This window comes from Ruegeria sp. CDSC002 (assembly GCF_059610905.1).
In genome coordinates this window covers 191,563-213,551 of the sequence record NZ_JBXWOM010000005.1, presented here as the reverse complement: position 1 = coordinate 213,551, position 21,989 = coordinate 191,563, and the positions used below count along the sequence as shown (strand labels likewise).

At 55.7% G+C, this 21,989-nt stretch carries 15 protein-coding genes and 1 tRNA gene; 12 read left to right on the top strand and 4 right to left on the bottom strand.

Annotation, left to right across the window (positions count from 1 at the left end; genetic code table 11):
• Positions 1-533: 533 nt before the first annotated feature.
• Positions 534-618, top strand: a tRNA-Leu gene (locus AC2FJE_RS11340).
• 578 nt (positions 619-1,196) lie between these two features.
• Here AC2FJE_RS11340 and AC2FJE_RS11335 read toward each other — a convergent pair.
• On the bottom strand, positions 1,197-2,354 hold the full coding sequence (locus tag AC2FJE_RS11335) for an acyl-CoA dehydrogenase family protein (protein ID WP_496755908.1): 1,158 nt from the start codon (positions 2,352-2,354) through the stop codon (positions 1,197-1,199).
• Positions 2,351-2,974 (bottom strand): TetR/AcrR family transcriptional regulator, encoded by a 624-nt coding sequence (locus AC2FJE_RS11330; RefSeq protein ID WP_496755910.1) that lies wholly within the window; start codon positions 2,972-2,974, stop codon positions 2,351-2,353. The genes AC2FJE_RS11335 and AC2FJE_RS11330 overlap by 4 nt, the downstream gene beginning before the upstream one ends.
• Positions 2,975-3,099: 125 nt before the next feature.
• Here AC2FJE_RS11330 and AC2FJE_RS11325 point away from each other — a divergent pair, with 125 nt between their 5' ends.
• From AC2FJE_RS11325 to AC2FJE_RS11305, 5 genes are all read left to right on the top strand, one after another.
• Positions 3,100-4,884 carry an acyclic terpene utilization AtuA family protein gene (locus AC2FJE_RS11325; protein WP_496755912.1) on the top strand — a complete coding sequence of 595 codons (1,785 nt, stop codon included), beginning with the start codon at positions 3,100-3,102 and terminating at the stop codon, positions 4,882-4,884.
• Positions 4,884-6,503: an acyl-CoA carboxylase subunit beta gene (locus AC2FJE_RS11320; RefSeq protein ID WP_496755915.1), complete on the top strand. Its 1,620-nt coding sequence runs from the start codon at positions 4,884-4,886 to the stop codon at positions 6,501-6,503. The genes AC2FJE_RS11325 and AC2FJE_RS11320 overlap by 1 nt, the downstream gene beginning before the upstream one ends.
• 55 nt (positions 6,504-6,558) lie before the next feature.
• Positions 6,559-8,532, top strand: coding sequence for an acetyl/propionyl/methylcrotonyl-CoA carboxylase subunit alpha (locus AC2FJE_RS11315; RefSeq protein ID WP_496760957.1), 1,974 nt, complete (start codon positions 6,559-6,561; stop codon positions 8,530-8,532).
• A gap of 80 nt (positions 8,533-8,612) precedes the next feature.
• Positions 8,613-9,425, top strand: coding sequence for a TIGR03084 family metal-binding protein (locus AC2FJE_RS11310; protein ID WP_496760956.1), 813 nt, complete (start codon positions 8,613-8,615; stop codon positions 9,423-9,425).
• A 71-nt stretch (positions 9,426-9,496) separates the two neighbouring features.
• Positions 9,497-10,531, top strand: a complete 1,035-nt coding sequence (locus tag AC2FJE_RS11305; RefSeq protein ID WP_496760955.1) for an AI-2E family transporter — start codon at positions 9,497-9,499, stop codon at positions 10,529-10,531.
• A gap of 101 nt (positions 10,532-10,632) precedes the next feature.
• Here AC2FJE_RS11305 and AC2FJE_RS11300 read toward each other — a convergent pair whose 3' ends face one another.
• The gene (locus tag AC2FJE_RS11300; protein ID WP_496755921.1) at positions 10,633-12,612 is read right to left on the bottom strand and encodes a bifunctional 2',3'-cyclic-nucleotide 2'-phosphodiesterase/3'-nucleotidase; all 1,980 of its coding nucleotides are present in this window, start codon (positions 12,610-12,612) and stop codon (positions 10,633-10,635) included.
• 389 nt (positions 12,613-13,001) lie between these two features.
• Between AC2FJE_RS11300 and bioB the strand changes: the two genes are divergently transcribed.
• From bioB to AC2FJE_RS11270, 6 genes are read left to right on the top strand one after another with little or no spacing between them, the layout of a single operon-like run.
• On the top strand, positions 13,002-13,982 hold the full coding sequence (gene bioB, locus AC2FJE_RS11295; RefSeq protein WP_496755924.1) for a biotin synthase BioB: 981 nt from the start codon (positions 13,002-13,004) through the stop codon (positions 13,980-13,982).
• The gene (locus AC2FJE_RS11290; RefSeq protein ID WP_496755928.1) at positions 13,979-15,112 is read left to right on the top strand and encodes an 8-amino-7-oxononanoate synthase; all 1,134 of its coding nucleotides are present in this window, start codon (positions 13,979-13,981) and stop codon (positions 15,110-15,112) included. The genes bioB and AC2FJE_RS11290 overlap by 4 nt, the downstream gene beginning before the upstream one ends.
• Positions 15,109-15,729, top strand: coding sequence for a dethiobiotin synthase (gene bioD / locus AC2FJE_RS11285; RefSeq protein ID WP_496755931.1), 621 nt, complete (start codon positions 15,109-15,111; stop codon positions 15,727-15,729). Before AC2FJE_RS11290 ends, bioD begins: the two co-directional genes overlap by 4 nt.
• Positions 15,726-17,012 (top strand): adenosylmethionine--8-amino-7-oxononanoate transaminase, encoded by a 1,287-nt coding sequence (gene bioA, locus AC2FJE_RS11280; RefSeq protein ID WP_282169534.1) that lies wholly within the window; start codon positions 15,726-15,728, stop codon positions 17,010-17,012. Before bioD ends, bioA begins: the two co-directional genes overlap by 4 nt.
• Positions 17,009-17,629 carry a pimeloyl-ACP methyl esterase BioG family protein gene (locus tag AC2FJE_RS11275; protein ID WP_496760954.1) on the top strand — a complete coding sequence of 207 codons (621 nt, stop codon included), beginning with the start codon at positions 17,009-17,011 and terminating at the stop codon, positions 17,627-17,629. Before bioA ends, AC2FJE_RS11275 begins: the two co-directional genes overlap by 4 nt.
• The gene (locus AC2FJE_RS11270; RefSeq protein WP_496755935.1) at positions 17,626-18,384 is read left to right on the top strand and encodes a methyltransferase; all 759 of its coding nucleotides are present in this window, start codon (positions 17,626-17,628) and stop codon (positions 18,382-18,384) included. The genes AC2FJE_RS11275 and AC2FJE_RS11270 overlap by 4 nt, the downstream gene beginning before the upstream one ends.
• A gap of 6 nt (positions 18,385-18,390) precedes the next feature.
• Here AC2FJE_RS11270 and AC2FJE_RS11265 read toward each other — a convergent pair whose 3' ends face one another.
• Complete coding sequence (locus AC2FJE_RS11265; RefSeq protein ID WP_496760953.1) at positions 18,391-21,951, bottom strand: PA14 domain-containing protein; 3,561 nt, start codon at positions 21,949-21,951, stop codon at positions 18,391-18,393.
• Positions 21,952-21,989 lie beyond the last annotated feature (38 nt).

Here is a 21,989-nt window from a genome sequence, read left to right as displayed (position 1 = left end):
GACAAAATTTGCAACGGCGCAAATGTGCGACATTTTTGAGGGCGGACTTAGTAATTTGTTAATAAACGGAAATTAGACACCTCTTTTGAACTCAGCCCAACATAATTTACGCAGAGGACGTCTGTAAAATTTGTGTTTGTTGGAATCGTCTTTGGATTCTCACCATTGCAGGATCTTAAATGAGAGGCGCTTTACTCAACGTTAGATAGTTTTCAAACTATCACCAAAAGAACCTGAATGTTGCTAAATGCAAAACAATGAAATTGAAAAATTTTGACCTGGGAATCTTTTTTATCTGCTCGGAAAACGCCAATAATCAGACTGCTTTCCTGTCGCGAACAGCAACATATGAGAATAACCCGCATCCTGCTTGGCAGCGGCGTCCAGCACACATCATATGTGCACGGCGGTCAGTTCAGAAGCATGTTCCGCCAATGTCATCAATAATCTTGTGCACAACTCAATTTTACCTCTCGCACTCCGCAGCAAGCTTTGCTATTCACGCCGACATTCTGGCACTGAGTGCTTGGGTTGCGGGTGTGGCGAAATTGGTAGACGCACCAGATTTAGGTTCTGGCGCCGCAAGGCGTGGGGGTTCAAGTCCCTCCACCCGCACCATATCGTTCTAGAGAATTTTCCATTCCGGATCGCCTTTGCGGGCTTTCAGGCAATCGATAAAGTTCTATACTGGATAGCCGACTGGATTTTGACACCCGAACAGTCGGGTGCGTTCGCGAAGCGAACGATAAGGTGACTGCATCCATAGTGAAAACACCGGTCTCCATGTCTAGGAACGGCGGGTTGCATGGCCTTCTTTTCGGAACGTGTTGTCAGGAGAACAGGTAGTAGGTCGTTGGGGACGTGGCCAAAATAGCCAACGCAACGACAAGCCAAACCAAAACACAAACCCAGTAGGTTCCCGGATTTTCGGCACGGGTAACCCGTTCCCACAAGTAGGTCGAACCAAATACCAAATCTCTGATAGCCCATATCAACAAGCCAAGCCCCACATAGAACCAAATTTCCATAATTCCCTCGCGTGTTGAGTTTGGTGCAACTTAGATTGTCATGAATGATTGCGCAATTGTGCATTGATCATTTACGGACAATTGCCAGGAAAAGGATTTGTCTAAGGCTGGCCTTTCGGCGACCTCTTCACGTTCATAGTACGCGCATGCGGACCCGTAACGTCGCCGCTATTGCCCGGCCAATCCCATCTGGCGTACGGCCAGATCGCGCAATATCTCTTCGGATCCGCCGCCAATTGCCATTACTTTGATTTCGCGCCAGACACGCTCGACAGGGTTACCCAGCATGTAGGCGGCACCGCCAAAGATCTGCATCGCTTCGGAAGCAACAAATTGCAGCGACGTCGTGGCCTGAACTTTGGCCTTGGCAATTTCGGCGACAGGCATCAGGCCCTGCTCGATCGCCCAGCAGATCCGCTCGATATATGCCTCATTCATATCTAACCGGGCGGACATTTCTGCAAATTTGTGGCCAATGACCTGATGTTCGACCAGTCGCTTGCCGAATGTCTCGCGTTCCCGTGCCCAGTCCAGCGCACTATCGTAGCATAGTTTCATCATTCCCAACGAAGCGGATGTCAGGCCAAGCCGTTCAAAGTTAAAATTGTTCATGATTGCGATGAAGCCCCTGTTCTCAGGCCCCAACAGCGCAGTAGAATCCAGCTCGCAATCATCGAAATGCAGCGTTGCTTGCTGTGAACTGTGCCAGCCCATCTTGCCACCCAAAGGTGTACGGCTGAATCCGGTCGCGTCATGAGGGACTAAAAACAACGAAATGCCGGTCAATCCTGGGCCACCGGTACGGGCACCAACCACAAACCATTCGGCATCCATCCCCCCGGTGATATAGGTCTTTTCCCCGTTCAGAATCCATTTGCCGCCTTTGCACTCGGCCCTTGTTTGAATATTGGCAACGTCCGACCCTGCGCCCGGTTCGGTGATCCCAAGGGCCGACATCATGCGCCCCGAGATGATCTCGGGCAGCACTTTTTGTTTGAACTCCTCGGAAGCGAATTTCGCAATTGGGCTGATTGAAATCGTGCGTCCCCCTACGGCGGCTCCGATACCGGATGCCCCACAACCAAACAGGATTTCGCTATAATCATGGCGCATAAAGGCGTTGTCGAAACCCAGGCCGCCATATTCCTCATCGATCCCAAAGCCATATACTCCGAACTCAGCAATTGCTGCATGCAGTTCCCATGGGACGCTGCGATCCGCCTCCCATTGCTCAATATTAGGTTTGATTTCGGCATCGACAAACCGCTGGAAATTCCCGCGGAAAGCTTCGCGTTCAGGGGTCATGAAAGGGGATGGCAGGGTCATTCGACCTCCTCGACGTCATTTTCGGGCAATACCTGAAGCTGGCTTTCCATCATGCGAGCAAAGCGATCCATCATCTGCGTAAGGTATTCTGGCGACGAAACAAATTTCTCATGCAACAACAAACCACGCAGGAAATTCCGGGCGATGCTCCACAACAATTCAGTGTCGTCACGGTTGCCTGTTGCGCTGACATACCGGGCTGAGATCAGGCTCAGGTTCGATTTGTCCCATTCTCTTAGGCTCTGTTCAAGCATTCCGAACAGTGCTGGGTCGGTTCGGCAAGCAACCAGAATCTCGACTATGGCACGTCCGCCTGCGGAATTTACGATATTGGCCCAGGCGGACATAATCAGATCATAGACGGGCTGAGGGGCGCGATCATGTGGCCAGAGCGGGTTTTGCACATTGCCCAGCAGTCGCATCGCGGTAGCTGCGACCAGGGCCTGTTTCGTGGGGAAGTGATGCGTAATTGCCCCGCGTGAGATGCCCGCCTTGGCTTGCACCTTGGCAAAAGTAGTCTCGGCATACCCAAGGTGATCCAGACAGGTGACCGTCGCATTGCAGATTTTGGCCTGCATATCCCGGGACCTTTGATCCTGGACCGAGGGTTTTTTTGGCATCGTATCCGTCATCTTCCGTCGCGTCGCAGTGGCAAATCTTCGTTGACCAAGGAGGTCAGTAGATCATAAAAACAGAACAGTCGGTCTGTAAACTGCAGATCGTACCCAAGCGGGAGAGACGTGGCGTGACACATTCTCTGCGGATCGGAGGAGCAAGTGGTTTTTGGGGGGAAGCCCCTCATGCGACACAGCAATTGCTGCGTGCCCCTCAGATTGACTTTCTAGTCTACGACTACCTGGCCGAAATCACCATGTCGATCATGGCCCGAGCCCGCCTTAAAGACCCCCAAATGGGATATGCGGTGGATTTCGTCTCTGACGTAATGGCCAAAAATTTAACCCAGATCGCCGAGCAAGGGGTCAAGGTGTTGTCAAATGCAGGCGGGGTCAACCCAGTTGCCTGTGCTGATGAATTACGTCGCAAATCTGCTGAATTGGGATTGAACTTGAAAGTTGCAGTGGTCGAAGGCGACGACTTGCTGCCGCGTGTTGCTGAGTTTGTCGATCGGATTGAGATGTTTTCCGGTGCGCCGATGCCACCGACCGAAAAGATCGCCTCGGTGAATGCTTATATTGGGGCAGGGCCGATATTGGCGGCGCTGCACGCCGGGGCTGACATCGTCATCACAGGCCGCTGCGTCGACAGCGCACTTACGTTGGCCGCGTGCATGTATCATTTTGGATGGCGGCACGAGGACCACAACTTACTGGCTGCCGGGTCGCTTGCGGGGCATCTGCTGGAATGTGGACCCCAAGCCACTGGCGGGAATTTCACGGATTGGGAAATGTCGGGGGATATCGCCCAAATTGGCTATCCGATTGTCGAGGTAAGCGCAGATGGCGGGTTGGTCCTGACCAAGCCGAAGGGCACGACGGGATGTGTGGCCCCAGCTTCGGCCTGCGAGCAGATGCTGTATGAGATCGGCGACCCGCAGTCCTATATTCTGCCTGACGTGATTTGCGACTTTTCCAATGTCAGGATTGAGCAATCCGAGCCAGACCATGTAACCGTTTCGGGTGCAAAAGGCCGCGCGCCGACCGGGCAACTCAAAGTGTCCGCCACCTGGGCGGATGGCTATCGCGCGGGCATGACGATTCTGATCAACGGGCGTGAGGCACGACAAAAGGCGAAGACTTTTGCCCAAGCGGGGTTGGATCGCGCGCGCGCTGTCCTGCAACGGATGGGCACCCCCGACTATCGCGAGGTGTCGTTTGAAACCTTCGGAGGTCGGCCTGGCGACGGCGATTACGAAGAGATCTCGTTCAAGGTAGCCGTGAAACACGATGACCCTCGCGCGGTTGGCGTATTCCTGCGTGAAATGACCGGGTGCGCACTGGCCGCACCGCCGGGGTTGCACATCTTTACCGGAGGAGGGCGTCCAAAGCCCTCGCCAGTCGTTGCCCTGTTTTCCTTCTTGGTGCCAAACAACACGCTGACCTATTGCGTAACGATGGATGGGGACGATATCGCATACAATCCGCCGAAAACGTCCCCACAAGACCCGGAACCTGTCCCGGCAAAAGCCCCGGAAATAGCCGACGAAAAGGTGACCGAGTGGATCACATGCCCCTTGGAAGATTTGGCCTGGGCTAGATCTGGAGACAAAGGCGACGCCGCAAACATTGGGGTCATTGCACGTCATGCTACCTTTTTGCCCTACATTTGGGCCGCGCTGACCGAAGCGACGCTGGCAGATGTTTTTTCTAACCACCTATCTGGCAGGGTCGAACGGTTCTATCTTCCAGGAACGCATTCCATGAACATTCTGCTGCACAATGCGCTGGGTGGCGGTGGCGTCGCCTCGTTGAGCAACGACGCGCAAGGCAAGAGTTATGCCCAGATATTGCTGGCCACACCGATCAGGATTCCTGCAGAGTTATTCTCATATCCCGAGCGAGGAGAAAGCTGATGGGTTTTGTCAGTAAAGTCGTCCGCGATTCTGACAGCTTTGCCAAGAACCGAGCCGATATGCTGGCTCTTGTCGACGAGATGCGCGCGCTTGAAGCGCGTCCTGTCGCCCTGTCAGAGAAACGGCGCGAACGGATGGAAGCCCGGGGGCAGATCACACCCCGTGACCGTTTGGCCCAACTGTTGGATCCTGGCATGCCTTTTTTGCAACTGCACGGGTTGGCGGGCTACTGCGTCGATACATGCGATCCTGAGCAATCGGTTCCGGGCGCGTCATTGGTCATCGGCAGCGGCTTCATCTCGGGCGTGCGCTGCATGATCATCGTCGACGATTCAGGGATCAAGGCCGGCGCGATGGTCGAGATGTCAGCTGCGGCCTTCCTGAGCGCGCAAGACATGGCATTGAAACAGAACCTGCCTTTTGTGCATCTTGTCGAAAGCGCCGGTGCAAACTTGATGGAATACAAGGTCGAATTCTGGGCCAATGGCGGCAAACTGTTCCGAAATCTGGCCCGCCATTCGGCCGCAGGGCTGCCCAACATTGCAGTGCTGCACGGCCCATCAACCGCCGGCGGGGCCTATATGCCTGGCCTTGCGGACTATGTCGTTGGCGTAAAGAACAACGGCATGGCCGCCTTGGCCGGTGCCGCCTTGGTTCATGCGGCGACGGGCGAAAAGGCCAATGACCGTGATCTGGGCGGGTCCGAGATGCATGCCACCACATCCGGGCTAGTCGACTATCTGGCCGAGGATGATGCGCACGGTATCGAAATGGCTCGGAACGTGATGGCCCGGCTGGATTGGAACAAATCCTTGCCTGTGCGTCGCAGCAAAGAAGTGCAGCCACCGAAATATGATGCGGATGAGATCGCAGGCATTGTTCCAACCGATTATCGCGTTCCCTATGACGTCCGCGAGGTTGTGGCCCGCATAGTGGACGGCTCGGATTTTGAGGATTTCAAGCCCGACTATGGCTCGGCGACTGTCTGTTTGCAGGCTGCAATCAATGGTATCGCTGTGGGTATTCTTGGAAACAACGGGCCACTGGACCCTGCAGGCGCGAACAAAGCCGCACAGTTTATCCAGCTATGCGGTCAGTCTGACATTCCCCTGATATTTCTGAACAACATTACAGGGTTCATGGTCGGCACCCAATATGAACAAAGCGGCATGATCAAACATGGGGCTAAGATGATCCAGGCCGTTACGTCGGTCGATGTGCCCAAGATCACGCTCTATGTCGGGGCAAGTTTCGGGGCCGGCAATTACGGGATGTGCGGCTACGCCTATGACCCGGACTTCCTGTTCGCATGGCCCAATGCGGCAACGGGCGTAATGGGAGGTGAGCAAGCCGCCGGGACGATGGAACTGGTTGCGCGCGCAGGGCTCAAACGCAAAGGGATCGACCCCGACGAAGCCAAACTGACTGCGCAAAAGGCAGCGATCACAGCACATTTCACACGACAGGAGAATGCATTTTACACCTCGGGCCGGTGTATCGATCATGGCGTCATCGACCCCCGCGACACGCGGCGTGTGCTGGGTTTTTGCCTTGAAACCTGCCTTGAGGGTCGCGCGCGAACGGTCAAACCCAGTTCGTACGGGGTGCACAGGTTCTGACCATGCTGCATTACTCACCAAATCCACATCCAAGATAGATAGCAGAGGCTGAGGCATGACATTCGACACGCTTCTCGTTGCCAATCGTGGGGAAATTGCCGCGCGTATCATGCGAACCGCCCGGTCGCTTGGCCTGCGCACAGTGGCCGTTTATACAAGCGCTGACGCTCGGGCACCCCATGTCGAACTTGCTGATGAGGCAGTTTGGATCGGTGAAGGGCCGATTGGTGCCAGCTATCTGAACGCAAAAAAGATCATTGCTGCGGCTCAGGAAACTGGGGCAGGGGCGATCCACCCGGGCTATGGGTTTTTGTCCGAAAATGCGGGTTTTGCAGCGGCAGTCGAGGCCGCGGGTCTGACTTTTGTCGGACCCGATCCCGAAGCGATCCGGCTGATGGGCGACAAGGCCGTCGCCAAACGCCTTATGATTGGCGCGGGCGTTCCCTGCGTTCCAGGGTATGAAGGCGATGATCAATCGGGTTCCGTACTGGTCGCTGAAGCGAGCAAAATCGGTTTTCCCATCATGGTCAAAGCCGCGGCTGGTGGCGGTGGACGCGGAATGCGCGTGGTCCAATCCGCCGAAACTCTTTCTGAGGTGATCGCGCTTGCCAGATCCGAGGCCGAGAACGCTTTTGGATCCGGCGAACTGATCCTTGAGAAAGCGATCGGTGATGCGCGCCATATCGAATTTCAGATTTTTGCCGATGGGTACGGGAACGTAATTCATCTGGGTGAAAGGGAATGCTCGGTTCAGCGTCGCCACCAAAAAGTCATTGAAGAAGCACCAAGCCCGGTCATGACGACAGAGTTGCGCGCAAAAATGGGGGCTGTGGCGATTGAGGCGGCCCGTGCGGTGAGCTATCGCGGCGCCGGAACCGTGGAGTTTCTTTTGGAACCGTCCGGCGTGTTCTATTTCCTTGAAATGAACACCCGACTGCAGGTTGAGCATCCTGTGACCGAGATGGTCACTGGCATCGACCTAGTGGCGCTGCAGTTCGCTGTCGCGCAGGGTGATGCCCTTCCAATCTCTCAGGAAAACGTCACCATGAACGGTCACGCCGTCGAGGCGCGGCTTTATGCCGAAGACCCTGCTAACGGATATCTGCCGGCAACCGGTTCAATTGATTTCTGGCAGGCTGCGGCTGAACCCGGAGTTCGTGTGGATTCAGGCATTCAGCAGGGGCAAGAGGTATCTCCTTTTTATGATGCCATGCTTGCAAAGATCATCGCGCATGGTCCGACCCGCGAAACGGCACGTGCGCGGCTGATTAAGGCTGTCCATGAAACTATTCTGCTGGGAACGGTGACAAATTCGCGGTTTCTTGCAGATGTGCTGCAGCATAGAGATTTCATTGCCGGCGATGCAACGACAACATTTCTGGATCGGACCTACCCCCGGGGCTTTCCTGCGTACTGGGCAACTGCGCCGGACATCGCATTGGCGGCTGTGCTGTTGTTGGATGCGGATCAGGCCCGCGCAAGGGCTGCGGCGGGCTATGTCTCAACCGAACAGTTGGGTTGGTCCAGCGCAGCGTTGCCGCCGTTCGCCGTGACGCTTGCCTATGGTGACGAAGAGATACAAACGCGCGCGCTCGCCCGCCCCGATAGATGGACGGTATGGGTTGAGGGCAACGCGTATGATGTCTCGTTTATCAAGCGCAGCAGCGGGAAGGTCCGGGCACGCATAAATGACAACACCGTCGACGCAACCGCACACATAACCCGCGACACAGCCCAGATCGCCATCGGCGCCGAGCGCCTGACGTTTCGACGCCTGCGTCCCGGTGCATTGGATGCGGGAACGATCGCTAGCGGTCGCGTCACCGCCCCCATGCCGGGTGCCTTGGTCGAGGTGGCGGCAAGACCCGGTCAAAGCGTTTCGATAGGCGACTGTCTGGCCGTTCTCGAAGCCATGAAGATGCAGCACCAGATCACTGCTGCCGTTGCAGGCGTCGTGACCTCTGTCCACGTTGAGGTCGGGCAGCAGCTGAGCGCTGGGGATGTGATGATCGAGATTGATCAAACATAGATGAAATTGTGTGTGTGTCGACCACCGCCACTTCATCCGGGGACATCGAATAGGCAAACACAAAATCGAGGGAACAAGCAGTGCAACAGGCAACGGATTTTCTGCAAGAAAGCGAGGCATTGTTTGCCATTCTGGGCGATATTTCGGGCGAACAATGGGAAGTACAAACACAGTTCAAAGGATGGACGCTGAACGATGTTCTGGTGCATCTGCACTATTGGAACCAGATGGCAGATCTGTCGCTTCAGGACCCCGACGCGTTCACAGCCCGCATTGGCGGATTGTTTGTCAAAGCCAAGGTCGAAGGGCTGCGCGCAGCCGAGAACGAAGCGATCTTGCTGCGCGGGAACGAGCTGCGCGATTCCTGGCGGACACTTTACACAGATATTGGCGCGCGTTGGGCCGATCTCGATCCCAAGCACCGGGTGAAATGGGCCGGTCCGGATATGTCTGTACGCTCGTCGATCACGGCCCGCCAGATGGAGACTTGGGCACACGGGCAAGAGGTCTTTGACGTTCTTGGTGTCGAGCGCGTCGAACAGGACCGGGTCAAGAACATCGTCATTCTGGGTGTTAATACGTTTGGCTGGGCTTATCAGGTCAACGGCCATCCTGTACCCGAGGCGATGCCGCGACTGGAACTGACCGCGCCATCCGGAGCCGTCTGGGAGTTCGGTGAACCAGGAGATAACCAGGTAACAGGACCTGCGGTGGAGTTTGCACAGGTCTCAGCTCAAACCCGTAACATCGCGGATACATCGCTGAAGGTGGTGGGACCGGTTGCTGCCGAATGGATGTCAATCGCACAGTGTTTTGCCGGTGGTCGCGAAACGCCTCCTGCACCGGGTAGCCGTCACCGCGCTCGGGGCCGCAGATCGCGTGAAAGAAGTTGAATATAAGCCTTGAACCCGGCACAAAAGAACCCACCCGTCCGACCGAAAGCGAAGATATGCTGCAGTTTAATGTGACAAAACTTGCATCTGGCCTGATCGTCGCTGTTGTCATCGGCTGGCTGCTGGTGCTGGGCAAAAGCATCCTTCTTCCGGTGCTTTTAGGCATAATCGGAATATACATTCTGGACTCGACCGCTTCGACAATCGGCCGTGTTCCGGGGTTGCGCCACATACCACGCCGCGGGCGCCGTTTGCTTGCGCTGCTTGCGATATTTCTAACGTTGGTTCTGATAGGGGTCTTTCTTGAGGCAAACGCGCAAGCGGTCGCCCAGAATATCCCGCGTTACCAAACAAATTTAAAAGCGCTGATTGACTCGGCAATGGCGATGTTGGGCGTCAAAAAACTGCCAGATTGGTCCACGATCGAGCAGACGATTGCCGGCAAGTTCGATATTTTGGGTTTTGTGCAGGGGACGCTTTCCACAGTGCAGGGTTTCGGGACGGTCATGTTGATGACAATCCTTTATATTGTGTTCATCCTGTCCGATCTGGATGACATGCCGGAAAAAGTTAGAAAGGCATTGGGTGATGCCGAAACAGCTGACCGGTCGCTGCAAATCGTCGCCCAGATCAACCAGAAGATTGGCAGCTACCTAAGCGCAAAGACCCTGATCAACGTCATTTTGGCTGTGATCTCATATGTGATCATGTTGTTGCTTGGGATCGAGTTCGCAATGTTCTGGGCCATATTGATCGGACTTTTGAACTATATCCCATATCTGGGTTCAATCGTGGGCGTTCTGTTTCCCGTAATGCTGAGCCTCGTGCAATTCGGCGGCATCTGGCACGCCGGTGTCGCGCTGATTGCGCTTATGGCCGCTCAGTTGTTTGTCGGAAACTTCCTTGAACCCCGCTTGGTCGGAAACTCGGTGAACCTGAGCGGATTTATGGTGCTGTTTTCGCTGACGATCTGGACCGCGATGTGGGGTCTGGCAGGCACCATATTGGCGATACCGTTGACTGCCGTGGTGATGATTATCTTGTCGCAAATCCATTCTACGCGACCGCTGGCGATTTTGATGTCAGAAAGCGGCGAACTTGACTGATTGCTCCAAAGCCCGGTTTTAAGTGTTTAAAAATTCGCCATCTTCGGTGCGCGACCGCCACCCATTAGTCGGGGTGGCAGCCGGCTTAAAATCTTTGACGTTTAAAGTTTAATGCGGAACGCGGCAAAACCATCGGCGCCTTCGCCTGCGTCTTCGATCACCACTCCTTTGACATCGCTCATATAGTCGCGCGCTTTGGGGCCGGTTTCGAAAAGCACCGTGGTATCTGCGAGCGGGGCGAAGGACCAGTTGGCGTCCGCTTTTGGATCAATTGTGCCCTGCTCGACAATGTAGCGAACGATGACGTCGCGGTTGGTATCGGGGGCCTCGAAGACAACCGTGTCGCCCAATGCGCCCGGGAAAGACCCGCCGCCAGACGCGCGGTAATTGTTAGTGGCGATGATGAATTCCATGTCATCCGTAACCGGCGTGCCGTTGAAGGACAGGTTCACAATCCGCGCCGCGTCTGGGTTCACTTCTTCGCCTTTTGGTCCAAATCGCGAGGGCTGGGACAGGTCGATCTGATAGGTCACGCCGTCCATTACATCAAAGTTGTAGGATGGGAACTCTGGGTTCAGCAGGATTGCGTCGGCCGAGCCCGGCTCGACCTGATTGAACATGCCTGCCGAACGCTCCAGCCAGCCTCGAACCTGTGCCCCGTTCACGCGGACCGCCCGCACGGTGTTTGGATAGAGATACAGGTCAGCCACGTTTTTGATAGCCACATCGCCCACTGGAACGTCGGTATAATACTCTGGCCCACCACGGCCACCGGCCTTGAACGGAGCGGCGGCTGATAGGATGGGCAGCCCTTCGTGCTCGGTGCCCTTCATCATCTCTTCGACATACCATTTTTGTGCGATCGACACGATTTGCACCGACGGATCATCCGCGACGAGTGCGAAGTAGCTGTGCAAAGGCGCGGACGTCTTCCCAACGGCGCGGCGCACATAAGTCAGTGTTTCGTCGTGATCTTTGGCGACCGAATCCAGCACGGTCTGGTCGTCGCCAACCAGCGCGGTGATTGAGCGATCTTCGTTGCGCTTTGATATCGGGCGCGCCTCGGACGTCGTTGTTACGACGCGCCATTCATTCCCGTCGCGTTCCAGCAGCAGATCCAGCAGACCCAGATGCGAGCCCCAGAAACCGCCCATGACCGCTGGTTTACCCATAAGCGTGCCTTTTTCGACGTCGGTACCCGGGCGATCCGCGAATGTAGGCGAGGGGAAGACCAGGTGGTTGTGACCCGTGACCAGCGCGTCGATGCCCTCAACACCAGCCAGCACGACTGAGGCGTTCTCCATGCCGTCGGCGTGATCTGCCTCACCGATACCCGAATGCGATAGGGCGATGATCAGATCACAGCCTTGCTCTTGCATTTCTGGCACATACGCTTTCGCCGTATCGACGATGTCGCGGGCCTGAACGTTGCCTTCCAGATGCTTGCGGTCCCAATTCATGATTTGAGGTGGGGTAAAGCCAATGACGCCAACCTTGATTGGATGCTTGGTGCCGTCACCCATTTCTATTTCGCGGTCAAGAATGGCGTAAGGCTTGACCAAAGTTTTGTCGTCACGCGGCCCTGCGCCTTGTTCCTTGGCAATATTGGCCAAAACGACCGGAAAATCTGCTCCAGCCAGTGACTTTTCCAGAAAATCCAAGCCGTAATTGAACTCGTGGTTGCCCAAAGTAGCTGCGTCATAGCCCACGGTGTTGAATGCGGCGATGATTGGATGGCTGTCGCCTTCTTTCATGCCGCGCTCATAGGCGATGTAGTCACCCATTGGGTTGCCCTGCAAAAAGTCGCCATTGTCCACCAGCAACGAGTTGGTTGCCTCTGACCGAATGTCATTGATGATCGATGCGGTGCGCGACAGGCCTACCGTATCGCGCGGCTTGTCTGCGTAGTAATCATAAGGGAAGACATGCACATGGATATCGGTGGTTTCCATGATCCGAAGATGCGCCTGATTGTCGGCAGCAGCGGCCGAAAACGGGTGTAGGGTGATTGCGGCGGCGCTGGCCGTAGTTGTGGCAAGGAACTGGCGGCGAGACATCGAAAAATGGCTGGAGGAGGTCATTCGGAACCTTTCAATATGTTGGCTAACGCGCCTTCTGCATGACTTACAAAACAACCGTGTGACACTGGTATCCAACGCGTTTGCAGCGGCGCGGCGCATGCGGGAATGTTTGGTACTGATGCCCATTGTGATCTGCTTACCCAATCATGGCAACATGTGTCGATTTGAGACGGTTGATTATCGCGCGGTGCATATTGCGGAAATAGCGACAGCGGCATTGGGATAGAATGTTCCGCATCGTTTGCTAAAGCGGCGTTGGCACAGCGGACCATTGCAAGCATCCGCGTCTTTCCGCCTGAGTGACGCAGATGGTAAAATTTGGTTGTGATAACGATCTTTATCTATAAAAGAATGTGTAGCCATGAGAGTTCTCGAAAAGTATCTATAAAATGAAAAATACCTCCCCGATATGGTCCCGCGACGCTGCTCAAGCTCTGTATGACCTTCCGCTGATGGATTTGCTGTTTCGCGCGCAGACAGTGCATCGCGAGAACTTTGATCCCAACAAGGTCCAGACATCGAAACTGCTGTCGATCAAAACAGGTGGCTGTGCCGAAGATTGCGCCTATTGCTCGCAATCAGCACGGAACGGATCCAAACTGTCGGCCTCGAAACTGATTGAGGTTCAGCGCGTTCTGACCGAAGCCCGCAAGGCCCGCGACGGCGGGGCAACCCGGTTCTGCATGGGCGCTGCGTGGCGCGAACCCAAAGACCGGGATATGGATGCCCTTGTTGCCATGGTCGAAGGCGTGCGCGAGATGGGGATGGAAACATGTATGACCCTTGGCATGCTGGACGACAATCAGGTGGTCCGTTTGCGCGACGCAGGGCTCGATTATTACAACCACAACATCGACACATCTGAGCGGTACTATCCCGAAGTCATCACCACGCGCACCTTTGCAGACCGGATTGACACGATGAACCGTGTGCAGGAAGCGGGTATCAAAGTCTGTTCCGGCGGTATCCTCGGAATGGGCGAAGAGGTTCAGGACCGGGTCGATATGCTTGTCACTTTGGCCAATATGAACCCGGCGCCGGATTCAGTGCCGATCAATATGCTGATGCCGCAGGAAGACACACCATTGGCAGACGCGAAGCCCATCGACCCGATCGACTTTGTGCGGGTAATAGCCGTGGCGCGGATAATGATGCCGCAGTCTTATGTTCGTCTGTCCGCAGGGCGCAGCGATATGAGTGAGGAATTGCAGGCCATGTGCTTCTTCGCCGGTGCGAACTCGATCTTTGTTGGTGAAACGCTTTTGACGGCAGAAAACCCCGAAGAAGACACTGACGCCATTCTGTTCAAGAAGCTGGGTCTACAGGCAGAAACGTCAGTTGAAAAATCCTGTCTGGACGCTGCTGAATGAAGGCATTGAGTCGTCTGAGCTCGATGCTTGAATTGCTGGGCACCCGGCATCGTCGCCGGGTGTTGGCACCTCGGCGCGGTCGGGACTTTGCTTCCAACGATTACCTTGGTTTGGCACAATCATCGCTCCTGCGGGATGCAGCCCAAAAGGCATTGGGGCGGGGTGTGCCACTGGGATCCGGGGGCTCTCGTCTGTTGCGGGGCAATCACCCTGAGCATGAGGCGCTGGAACATGAGGCTGCCGCGTTTTTCAACGCTGAGGCGGCTTTGTTCATGGGCGGGGGTTTTCAGGCAAATCAGGCAATTTTTTCGACCCTCCCAGCAGCCGAAGACCTGATCCTTTATGACGCTTTGGTTCATGCCAGTGCGCATGAAGGCATGCGGATGGGGCGTGCCCAAACACGTGCGTTTGCCCATAACGATGTGGCAGCGGCCCGCCTGGCAATTGAGGGATGGTTGGCAGAGGGCGGAACAGGCCAAATCTGGATCGCCGTGGAAAGCATCTATTCCATGGAAGGCGACATTGCGCCTCTGAACGCGCTATCGGATCTCGCCCTTGAACATGGTGCCATATTGGTCGTGGACGAGGCCCACGCGACCGGAGTTTTTGGTCCTAACGGTAGAGGCTTGGCACATGGCCTGAAGGCTGATCTGCTGACTCTGCACACCTGCGGGAAAGGATTGGGGGTTTCGGGCGGGTTGATTTGCGGCCCGCGGGTGATGATCGAAACACTGATCAACCGCGCGAGGCCGTTTATCTTCGCGACAGCCCCGTCGCCCTTCAATGCGGCCTTGGTTCGGGCGGTGCTGCAGCATCTGCAAACGGATCGTTCGTTGATACTGAACGCCCAGTCCCGAACCCGCCACGCGCATACCATCGCACGTCAGTTCGGAATACCCAAAGGGGCGCTTAACAGTCACATTATCCCCATCATTCTGGGTGATGACGCCAAAACCCTGGAAACGGCCGAAAAATTACAGGCCAAAGGTTTTGATGTCCGTGGTATCCGGCCGCCGACCGTGCCACGGGGCACGTCGCGCCTGCGCGTGTCGATCACCGGCAACGTGGACAAGGATGACATAAGTGCTCTGTTCGAAACACTGGCGCATCAACAGACGGAGGCGGCATGAGCGCTGTTATCGTCACGGGCACCGACACCGGCGTCGGAAAAACGGTTTTTGCTGCGGGACTGACGGCCACGCTTGGCGCAACCTATTGGAAGCCAGTGCAATCCGGGCTTGAGGATGCAACGGACACAGAAACCGTCGCGGCGCTTTCCCGCGCCGAAATTTTGCCGGAAGCCTATCGCCTGAACATGCCAGCCTCACCCCATTTGTCAGCCGAAGACATGGGCGTCGAGATTTTGCCGGATCGACTTGCGCTGCCGCAGGTCAACGGCCCCTTGGTCGTCGAGGGGGCAGGCGGGATCATGGTGCCGCTGAACCGCAAAACCTTTTTCCTTGATGTCATCTCGGGGTGGCAGGCACCCGTGGTTCTTGTGGCCCGGACCGCGTTGGGGACGATCAATCACACAAGCCTGTCCCTGATGGCCTTGCGGGGTGCAGGTTGCAACGTTTTGGGCGTAGCGTTTGTAGGCGATGCTGAGCCAGAGGTTGAACAGACCATCGCCGAGATGTGCCAGGTTACCTATTTGGGACGCTTGCCGTATCTTGAAACCCTGACGCGGGAAACGCTATCGGATGCCTTCCATGTGATCGACACTGCAACAATTCGGAGGGCTCTGTGACCGCTCTGGAGTTTGATGCCCGCCACCTTTGGCATCCCTATACGAATGTTCTGAACCCCGGTCCGATGCATCTGATCACAGAGGCCGAAGGGGTATGGCTGACCCGGGAAAACGGCACTCGGATGATCGACGCAATGTCGTCGTGGTGGTGTGCGGTGCACGGGCATCGTCATCCGGCCATTACTGCTGCGATGCAGGAACAGCTGCGGCAAATGCCCCATGTCATGTTCGGTGGTCTGACGCATCGACCCGCAATTGACCTAGGCCGCAAGCTGGTCGAGCTGTTGCCTGACGGGCTGGATCGCATTTTCTACAGCGACAGCGGATCGGTCGCGATTGAAGTCGCTTTGAAAATGGCCGTGCAGTTTCAGATGGCGCTGGGTCACACGGGGCGCACGCAGTTTGCGACCATTCGCGGCGGTTATCACGGGGACACATGGAAAGCGATGAGCGTCTGCGACCCCGAGAATGGGATGCACGGGCTGTTCAGTGGCGCGCTGTCAATCCAACATTTCCTGCCACGCCCGCCGATATCGTTTGAGCAGGAATGGACGGATGATCCAACCCTGAATGGGCTGGATGCTTTGGAAGAGCTGCTGGAAACCAAGGCCGATCAAATCGCGGCCCTGATCCTTGAGCCTGTGGTGCAGGGCGCGGGTGGTATGTACTTCTATCACCCCAAGTGGCTAAAAGGCGCGCAAGACCTGTGTAAAGCACTCGGAATTCTTGTGATTTTTGACGAAATCGCGACCGGGTTTGGGCGCACGGGCGAACTGTTCGCGATGAACCACGCCGAAGTGATTCCGGACATCATCTGTTTGGGCAAAGCTTTGACTGGCGGCCATATTACTCTGGCCGCGACCGCCACGACTGAAGATGTCGCGCGCCAAATTGGGGAAAGCGAAGCCAGCGTTTTGATGCATGGCCCGACCTATATGGCCAACCCGCTGGCCTGTTCTGCCGCGGTGGCCAGTCTGGACCAACTATCGGTCAGAGATTGGCGCGCCGAAGTGCACGCGATCGCCGACCAGATGAAGCAAGAGCTTGCCCCCGCACGTGAATTGCCAGGCGTTGCCGATGTGCGCGTGCTTGGCGCGATCGGGGTCATCGAAATGGAGCAATGGGTTGATCCTGCGGTTGCGCATGCGCTGGCACCCGATACCGGCGTTTGGTTGCGCCCGTTTGCCCGCAACATCTATTGCATGCCACCATACATCATCTCTGCGAATGAATTGAGCCGTGTAACATCGGCCATGATCTCGCTCGTCAAAGGCATGTCATGAAACAGCGGTGGTTATCGCGTTCGGGAACGGACGAGCTGATTCTGGTTTTTGGCGGTTGGGCGCTGGGGGCTGTGCCTTTTGCTGGGCTTTCAGGGCGCGGCGATGTGCTATTCGTCGACGACTTCCGCCACCTTGACGATCCTCTGCCTGATATTGCGCAATATGACCGCGTCAATCTGATTGCCTTTTCTTTTGGTGTTGCATCTTTGGGCCATTGGCTGGCGCAAACTGGGTTTCGTCCCGATCGGCTGATTGCTGTCGGTGGCACGCTATGTCCGGCTGACCCCGAGCGTGGAATCGCACCGGATATGATCCGCGCCACAGCGGATAATCTGACCGAAGCCAGTTTCGCAAAGTTCTGTCGCCGTGCTGGAATGAACGGGCCGGTGCCTGAAATTGATCTGGAGGCTGCGCAGGCAGAGCTTCACGCCGTGATCGACCGTGGTGGCGCACCCGAGGTGGCGTTTGACCGGATTTGGATCCCCCAGCGGGACCGTATTATCCCAACCCCCGCGCAAGAGGCGGCATGGGCGCACCAACAAGCTGCCGTGCGTGGTATTGCCACCCCGCATGTCCCGTTTCGCGACGGTCAGAACTGGCAGGAGTGGGTCGCATGAACGTACAGATCGCAGACCGCGTTCAGCGCAGTTTCAGCCGCAGTTTCCGCAGCTATCACGGCTCGGCCAGCCAGCAAGCCAAAATCGCGGATCGGCTGGTCCAAGAGATGCGGGTCGGCGGCGCGCCGCATCGTTTCGCGACCGGATTGGAATTTGGCTGTGGTACCGGCCACCTCACGAATCGGGTGTGTAGCGCATTCGATATTGGCCAGTTGACGGTCAATGACCTGTCGCCCGAAGCAGCTGAGACCGCAACAGCGGTCGGCGCAGACTTTTTGTGTGGTGATGCCAAAACTGTTGAATGGCCACCTCAGCCCAATTTGGTCATTTCCGCATCCATGATCCAATGGCTGTTCGATCCCGAAGCCTTCTTGCAAAAGGCGGCCAACGCATTGGCTCCTGGAGGTTGGTTGGCGGTTTCAGGCTTTGGACCAGAACAGTACCGGGAGCTGATGAAAGTCGGCTCCACAGCCAAAGCGCCGGGCCTGTGCCGATCTGAAGATTTGGCCGCGGCGGTCGAAGGCCGGTTAGAGATTATCAGTTGCGGCGAAATTCTCTCTGCATTGCGCTTTGATACGCCCCGAGGCGTTCTCAATCACCTTCGAAGAACTGGGGTCAACGGGCGCGCGCAGAAGGCCTGGACCAAAACCAGCCTTGCCCAATTCTCGGAACACTATGTCCGACACTTTGGTGACGATGATGGCGTGACCCTGACATATAACCCAACATGGATCGTGGCCCGCAAACAAGGTTGAATATTGCTACCAATCAATGCGCTCATAGGCTTCGGTCTGGATACACGAGATCTCAGAGCCCGGGTTGGTCAGTACCGCTTCGGCCATGACATCACCGTCGTTTTCCGCGTCACTTTGCGACTGATCTATGTGCCACGGCTCCGGCGGTTCAACCTGCATTGTCGCAGCAAGCGTTTCGGACAGATCAATGGCAAAGTCTTTTGCATCTTCATCTGTCTGCCCGACCTCCAGCGCAAAGGGAATCTCCGAGGTCAATTGCGCCCCATTAAATCCGGTGTCCGTCACCAAGATTTCTCCGTCGATTGAGCCTTCGAATCCTGGGGGCGGGGATATCTCAAGAAAGTCGAGATCCCAGCCGGACAGATCCGCCGAACCGCCATCAGTCATCAGTGAATCCTCACCGCTGATCAGAAGCGTATTTGGTGGTAGCCCTTCCAATGATACAACAGCCTGATCACTTGCTTGGTCCAGCTCGATTGCGACTTCAAAAGCCCCGTTTTCACCAAAATTCGGGGCTGGGTCGGCCTGCAAAAGCTCACGCCCCGTTGTGTCGGGCCCATCCCATTCCAATTTCAACCCCGCACGGCCGTAGTTCTCAAAATACCGAACTTCGATATCATAAGTGCCAGGTTCCAGGTCGATTTCTCCGGACCGCGTCCGGAACCCATGCAGACCATCATTGTCCACAATCCTAACCCCGTTGACGAAGACTGCTACGCCATCGTCCGCACCGGCAAAAAAAGTGTAGGAACCGCCTTCTTCTATTGTGATCTTACCTTCGAGCTTTGCCCCAAACGTATCCCTTGAACCGCCTTCCCAGAATGAGTTGCGACTGTTTTCAAAATTGATTTCAGGCACAAATTCCCGATGCGCCGGGTCAGCGGACCAGTCGATGTCGTCCAACTTTGACAACCTGTTGTCCATGTCAAAATAACTGGCACGGAATCCGCCCACAATTTTGACATCTGGTGAGGGCATGTCGGCCTGAGTTACTTCGAAAGTCAGGTATTGTACGCCGTCGTGACTGCTGTTTTCACCGGTCGGCGTAGAATGATGCAGGGCTGCTTCGACTATTCCCGCAAACTCTGGCGGCGGTGTTATGGTGATCATCTCACCTTGCCAGCCTTCCATCTCTGCGATCCCGTCCGCGTTTGCTGTGAATGCGGTTCCGCCAGCCTCGACAATTGTTCCGGTGGGCAGACCTGTCAGTTCGAACGTGGTTTCATCGGTCACGCTGAGCGTTCCCATATCCACATCAATGGCCAGCGGCATCCCCGAAACGGTTTGGGCCTCGGACATGTCCGGGGCTGTAACCACCTCACGTCCGTCAAGACCTGGGCCCTCCCATTCAAGCTTCAGTCCAGCCCGGCCGTAATTTTCGAAGTATCGGATTTCGATCGAATGTGTTCCCGGTTCAAGCTCAACTTCACCTGTTCGAGTTCGAAACCCGTGTAGCCCATCATTTTCAACGACCGGTTGGCCGTTGATTACCAACATCGAGCCGTCATCGGCGCCCAGAAAGAAAGTGAATGTTCCGCCTTGCTCAACCTCGATACTGCCATTGATCTGGACGCCAAACGTGTCTTTTGCGCCTCCATCCCAGAATGTGTCGTGACCGTTAGCGTAGTTGATTTCGGGCTTAACTTCTTCATGGGTCGGCTCTGCGGTCCAGTTGATGTCTTCCAGTTTGGAAAGACGATGATCAACGTCGAAGTATTTGGCGTGAAACCCTGACGAAAACGTCATCTCGTCCGTATCTGCCACATTGACCGTAAAGCTTTCGATCTGACGTAACCCGCCTTCGTCAATCACCGTGACATCAATAGTGACCGAGGATGCCTCTTCATAGTCCATTGCCACGCCGGGTTTCAGACGCAGTTGATTGTCAATAACTTCGAACCGGTCATCCGAGATTTCAAACTTATGGGTGTCGTGCAAATCCGCATCCACGAAACTGAGTTGCCCCACAACGGCCCCATCGACGTTTTCGGCCACTGTCTGCTGCGCGGCGGTCAGAGTGATGTTATCAACCAGGGCGCCGTAGGTATCATTCTGGCCCTCAGGTTCGCGCAGTTCCAGCGTGTCTTGCCCGGTTCCAACAACCTGCATCTGGAACGTCTCCCAATCAGCGGATTGCGGGTCCAGCTCCGCCACCAGATTGCCGTTCCAATAGACCTCGACTGTATCGGTTCCACCTGCGAGGCGCTCACGCAGGTCAATGCCCAGATCATAGAGCTGACCATCCTCTGTCTGGACGACCTGGGAAATACTGTCGATGCCCCGACCATGATCCATCTCGAGCAGCTGATCGCCATCGGACGCTTTCGTACCGCCTAAATGATCCCAGATTTCCATTCCATGTGCGTCTTGCCAGGATCCGCTTTCATCCGAGCCAAAGCCTTTCCACCTGCCTTTATCCAAGTCAAATTCTTCGAAACTGCCATTCTGAATGAGGTTTTCAGAGGTGTTATCCAGCACAAGACCTATCGGATTCTCGTTCAAATTCTGAACCTCCACGATGAAACTCTCGGCCAGAGTGGCCCCACGAGAGTCCTTGACCGTGACGTCGACTTCTATCTGTGCCGTTTCCTCATGATCCAGTGCAATCCCGGGCTTTAGTTGTAACTTGCCGTCAACGATGTCAAAGCGGTCGTCCGAGATGTCAAAGCTGTGCATGTCCGACGCATCCGGGTCGACGATCGAGATGTTTCCGATCACCGCGCCGTTGGCGTTCTCGGCGACTGAAGTGTTGTCCAGCACAAGGCCTGTCGGACCCTCGTTCACATCCTGAACCTCCACGATGAAACTCTCGGTCAGGGTGGCCCCGCGAGAGTCCGTGACCGTGACGTCGACTTCTATCCGTGCCGCTTCCTCATGATCCAGAGCAATGCCAGGCTTTAGCTGCAACTTGCCGTCAACGATGTCAAAACGGTCGTCTGAGATGTCAAAGCTGTGCGTGTCCGACGCATCCGGGTCCACGATGGAAATGTTTCCGATCACCGCGCCATTGGCGTTCTCTGCAACAGATGTGTTGTCCAGAGTGACCTCTTGCGGCGCGTTGTTTTCGGTCTGTGTGTCGGTTGAAACTGCCGGCGCTGCATCCAGATTGGGTACGCTTGGCGGCTCTGGACGAGAGGCCGGACCGCTTACATGGGTTTTTCCCACACCTTTGATTGTTTGGGGCGTTGAAATTGCAGCACTGATTGTTTCCATTCCGGCCGCGCTTTCGTCAATTTCCGTCGCCTCTGCCTTGGGGTTTTGTGCAATTGACCCAGCCGACGAGCTCGTTGAATGAAAAGTGTGGGCGACAGGATCAGTGTTTGTGACGTTGCCGGATTGTTGTGCATGCACGGTGCGAGGGTTCAACTCTTCCGGGGAACCCTCGTTCCGAGTGTTGCGTTCCAATGTCCCAGAGAACTGTTGGCCTGTGTGTAACGAACTGCGCGTCGGATCTTCGCTTGGCTCGACAACACTGCGGGAAAGATGAGAGGCGATCTCGTGTTGTTCGTCCATATCGGCCTGTGCGGACCTTGTGTTAAAATTCAGGTCGTTCTCTAGTTTACCCATCGCACAATTCCCCAAACAACAGCTGATTCACCGTTTTA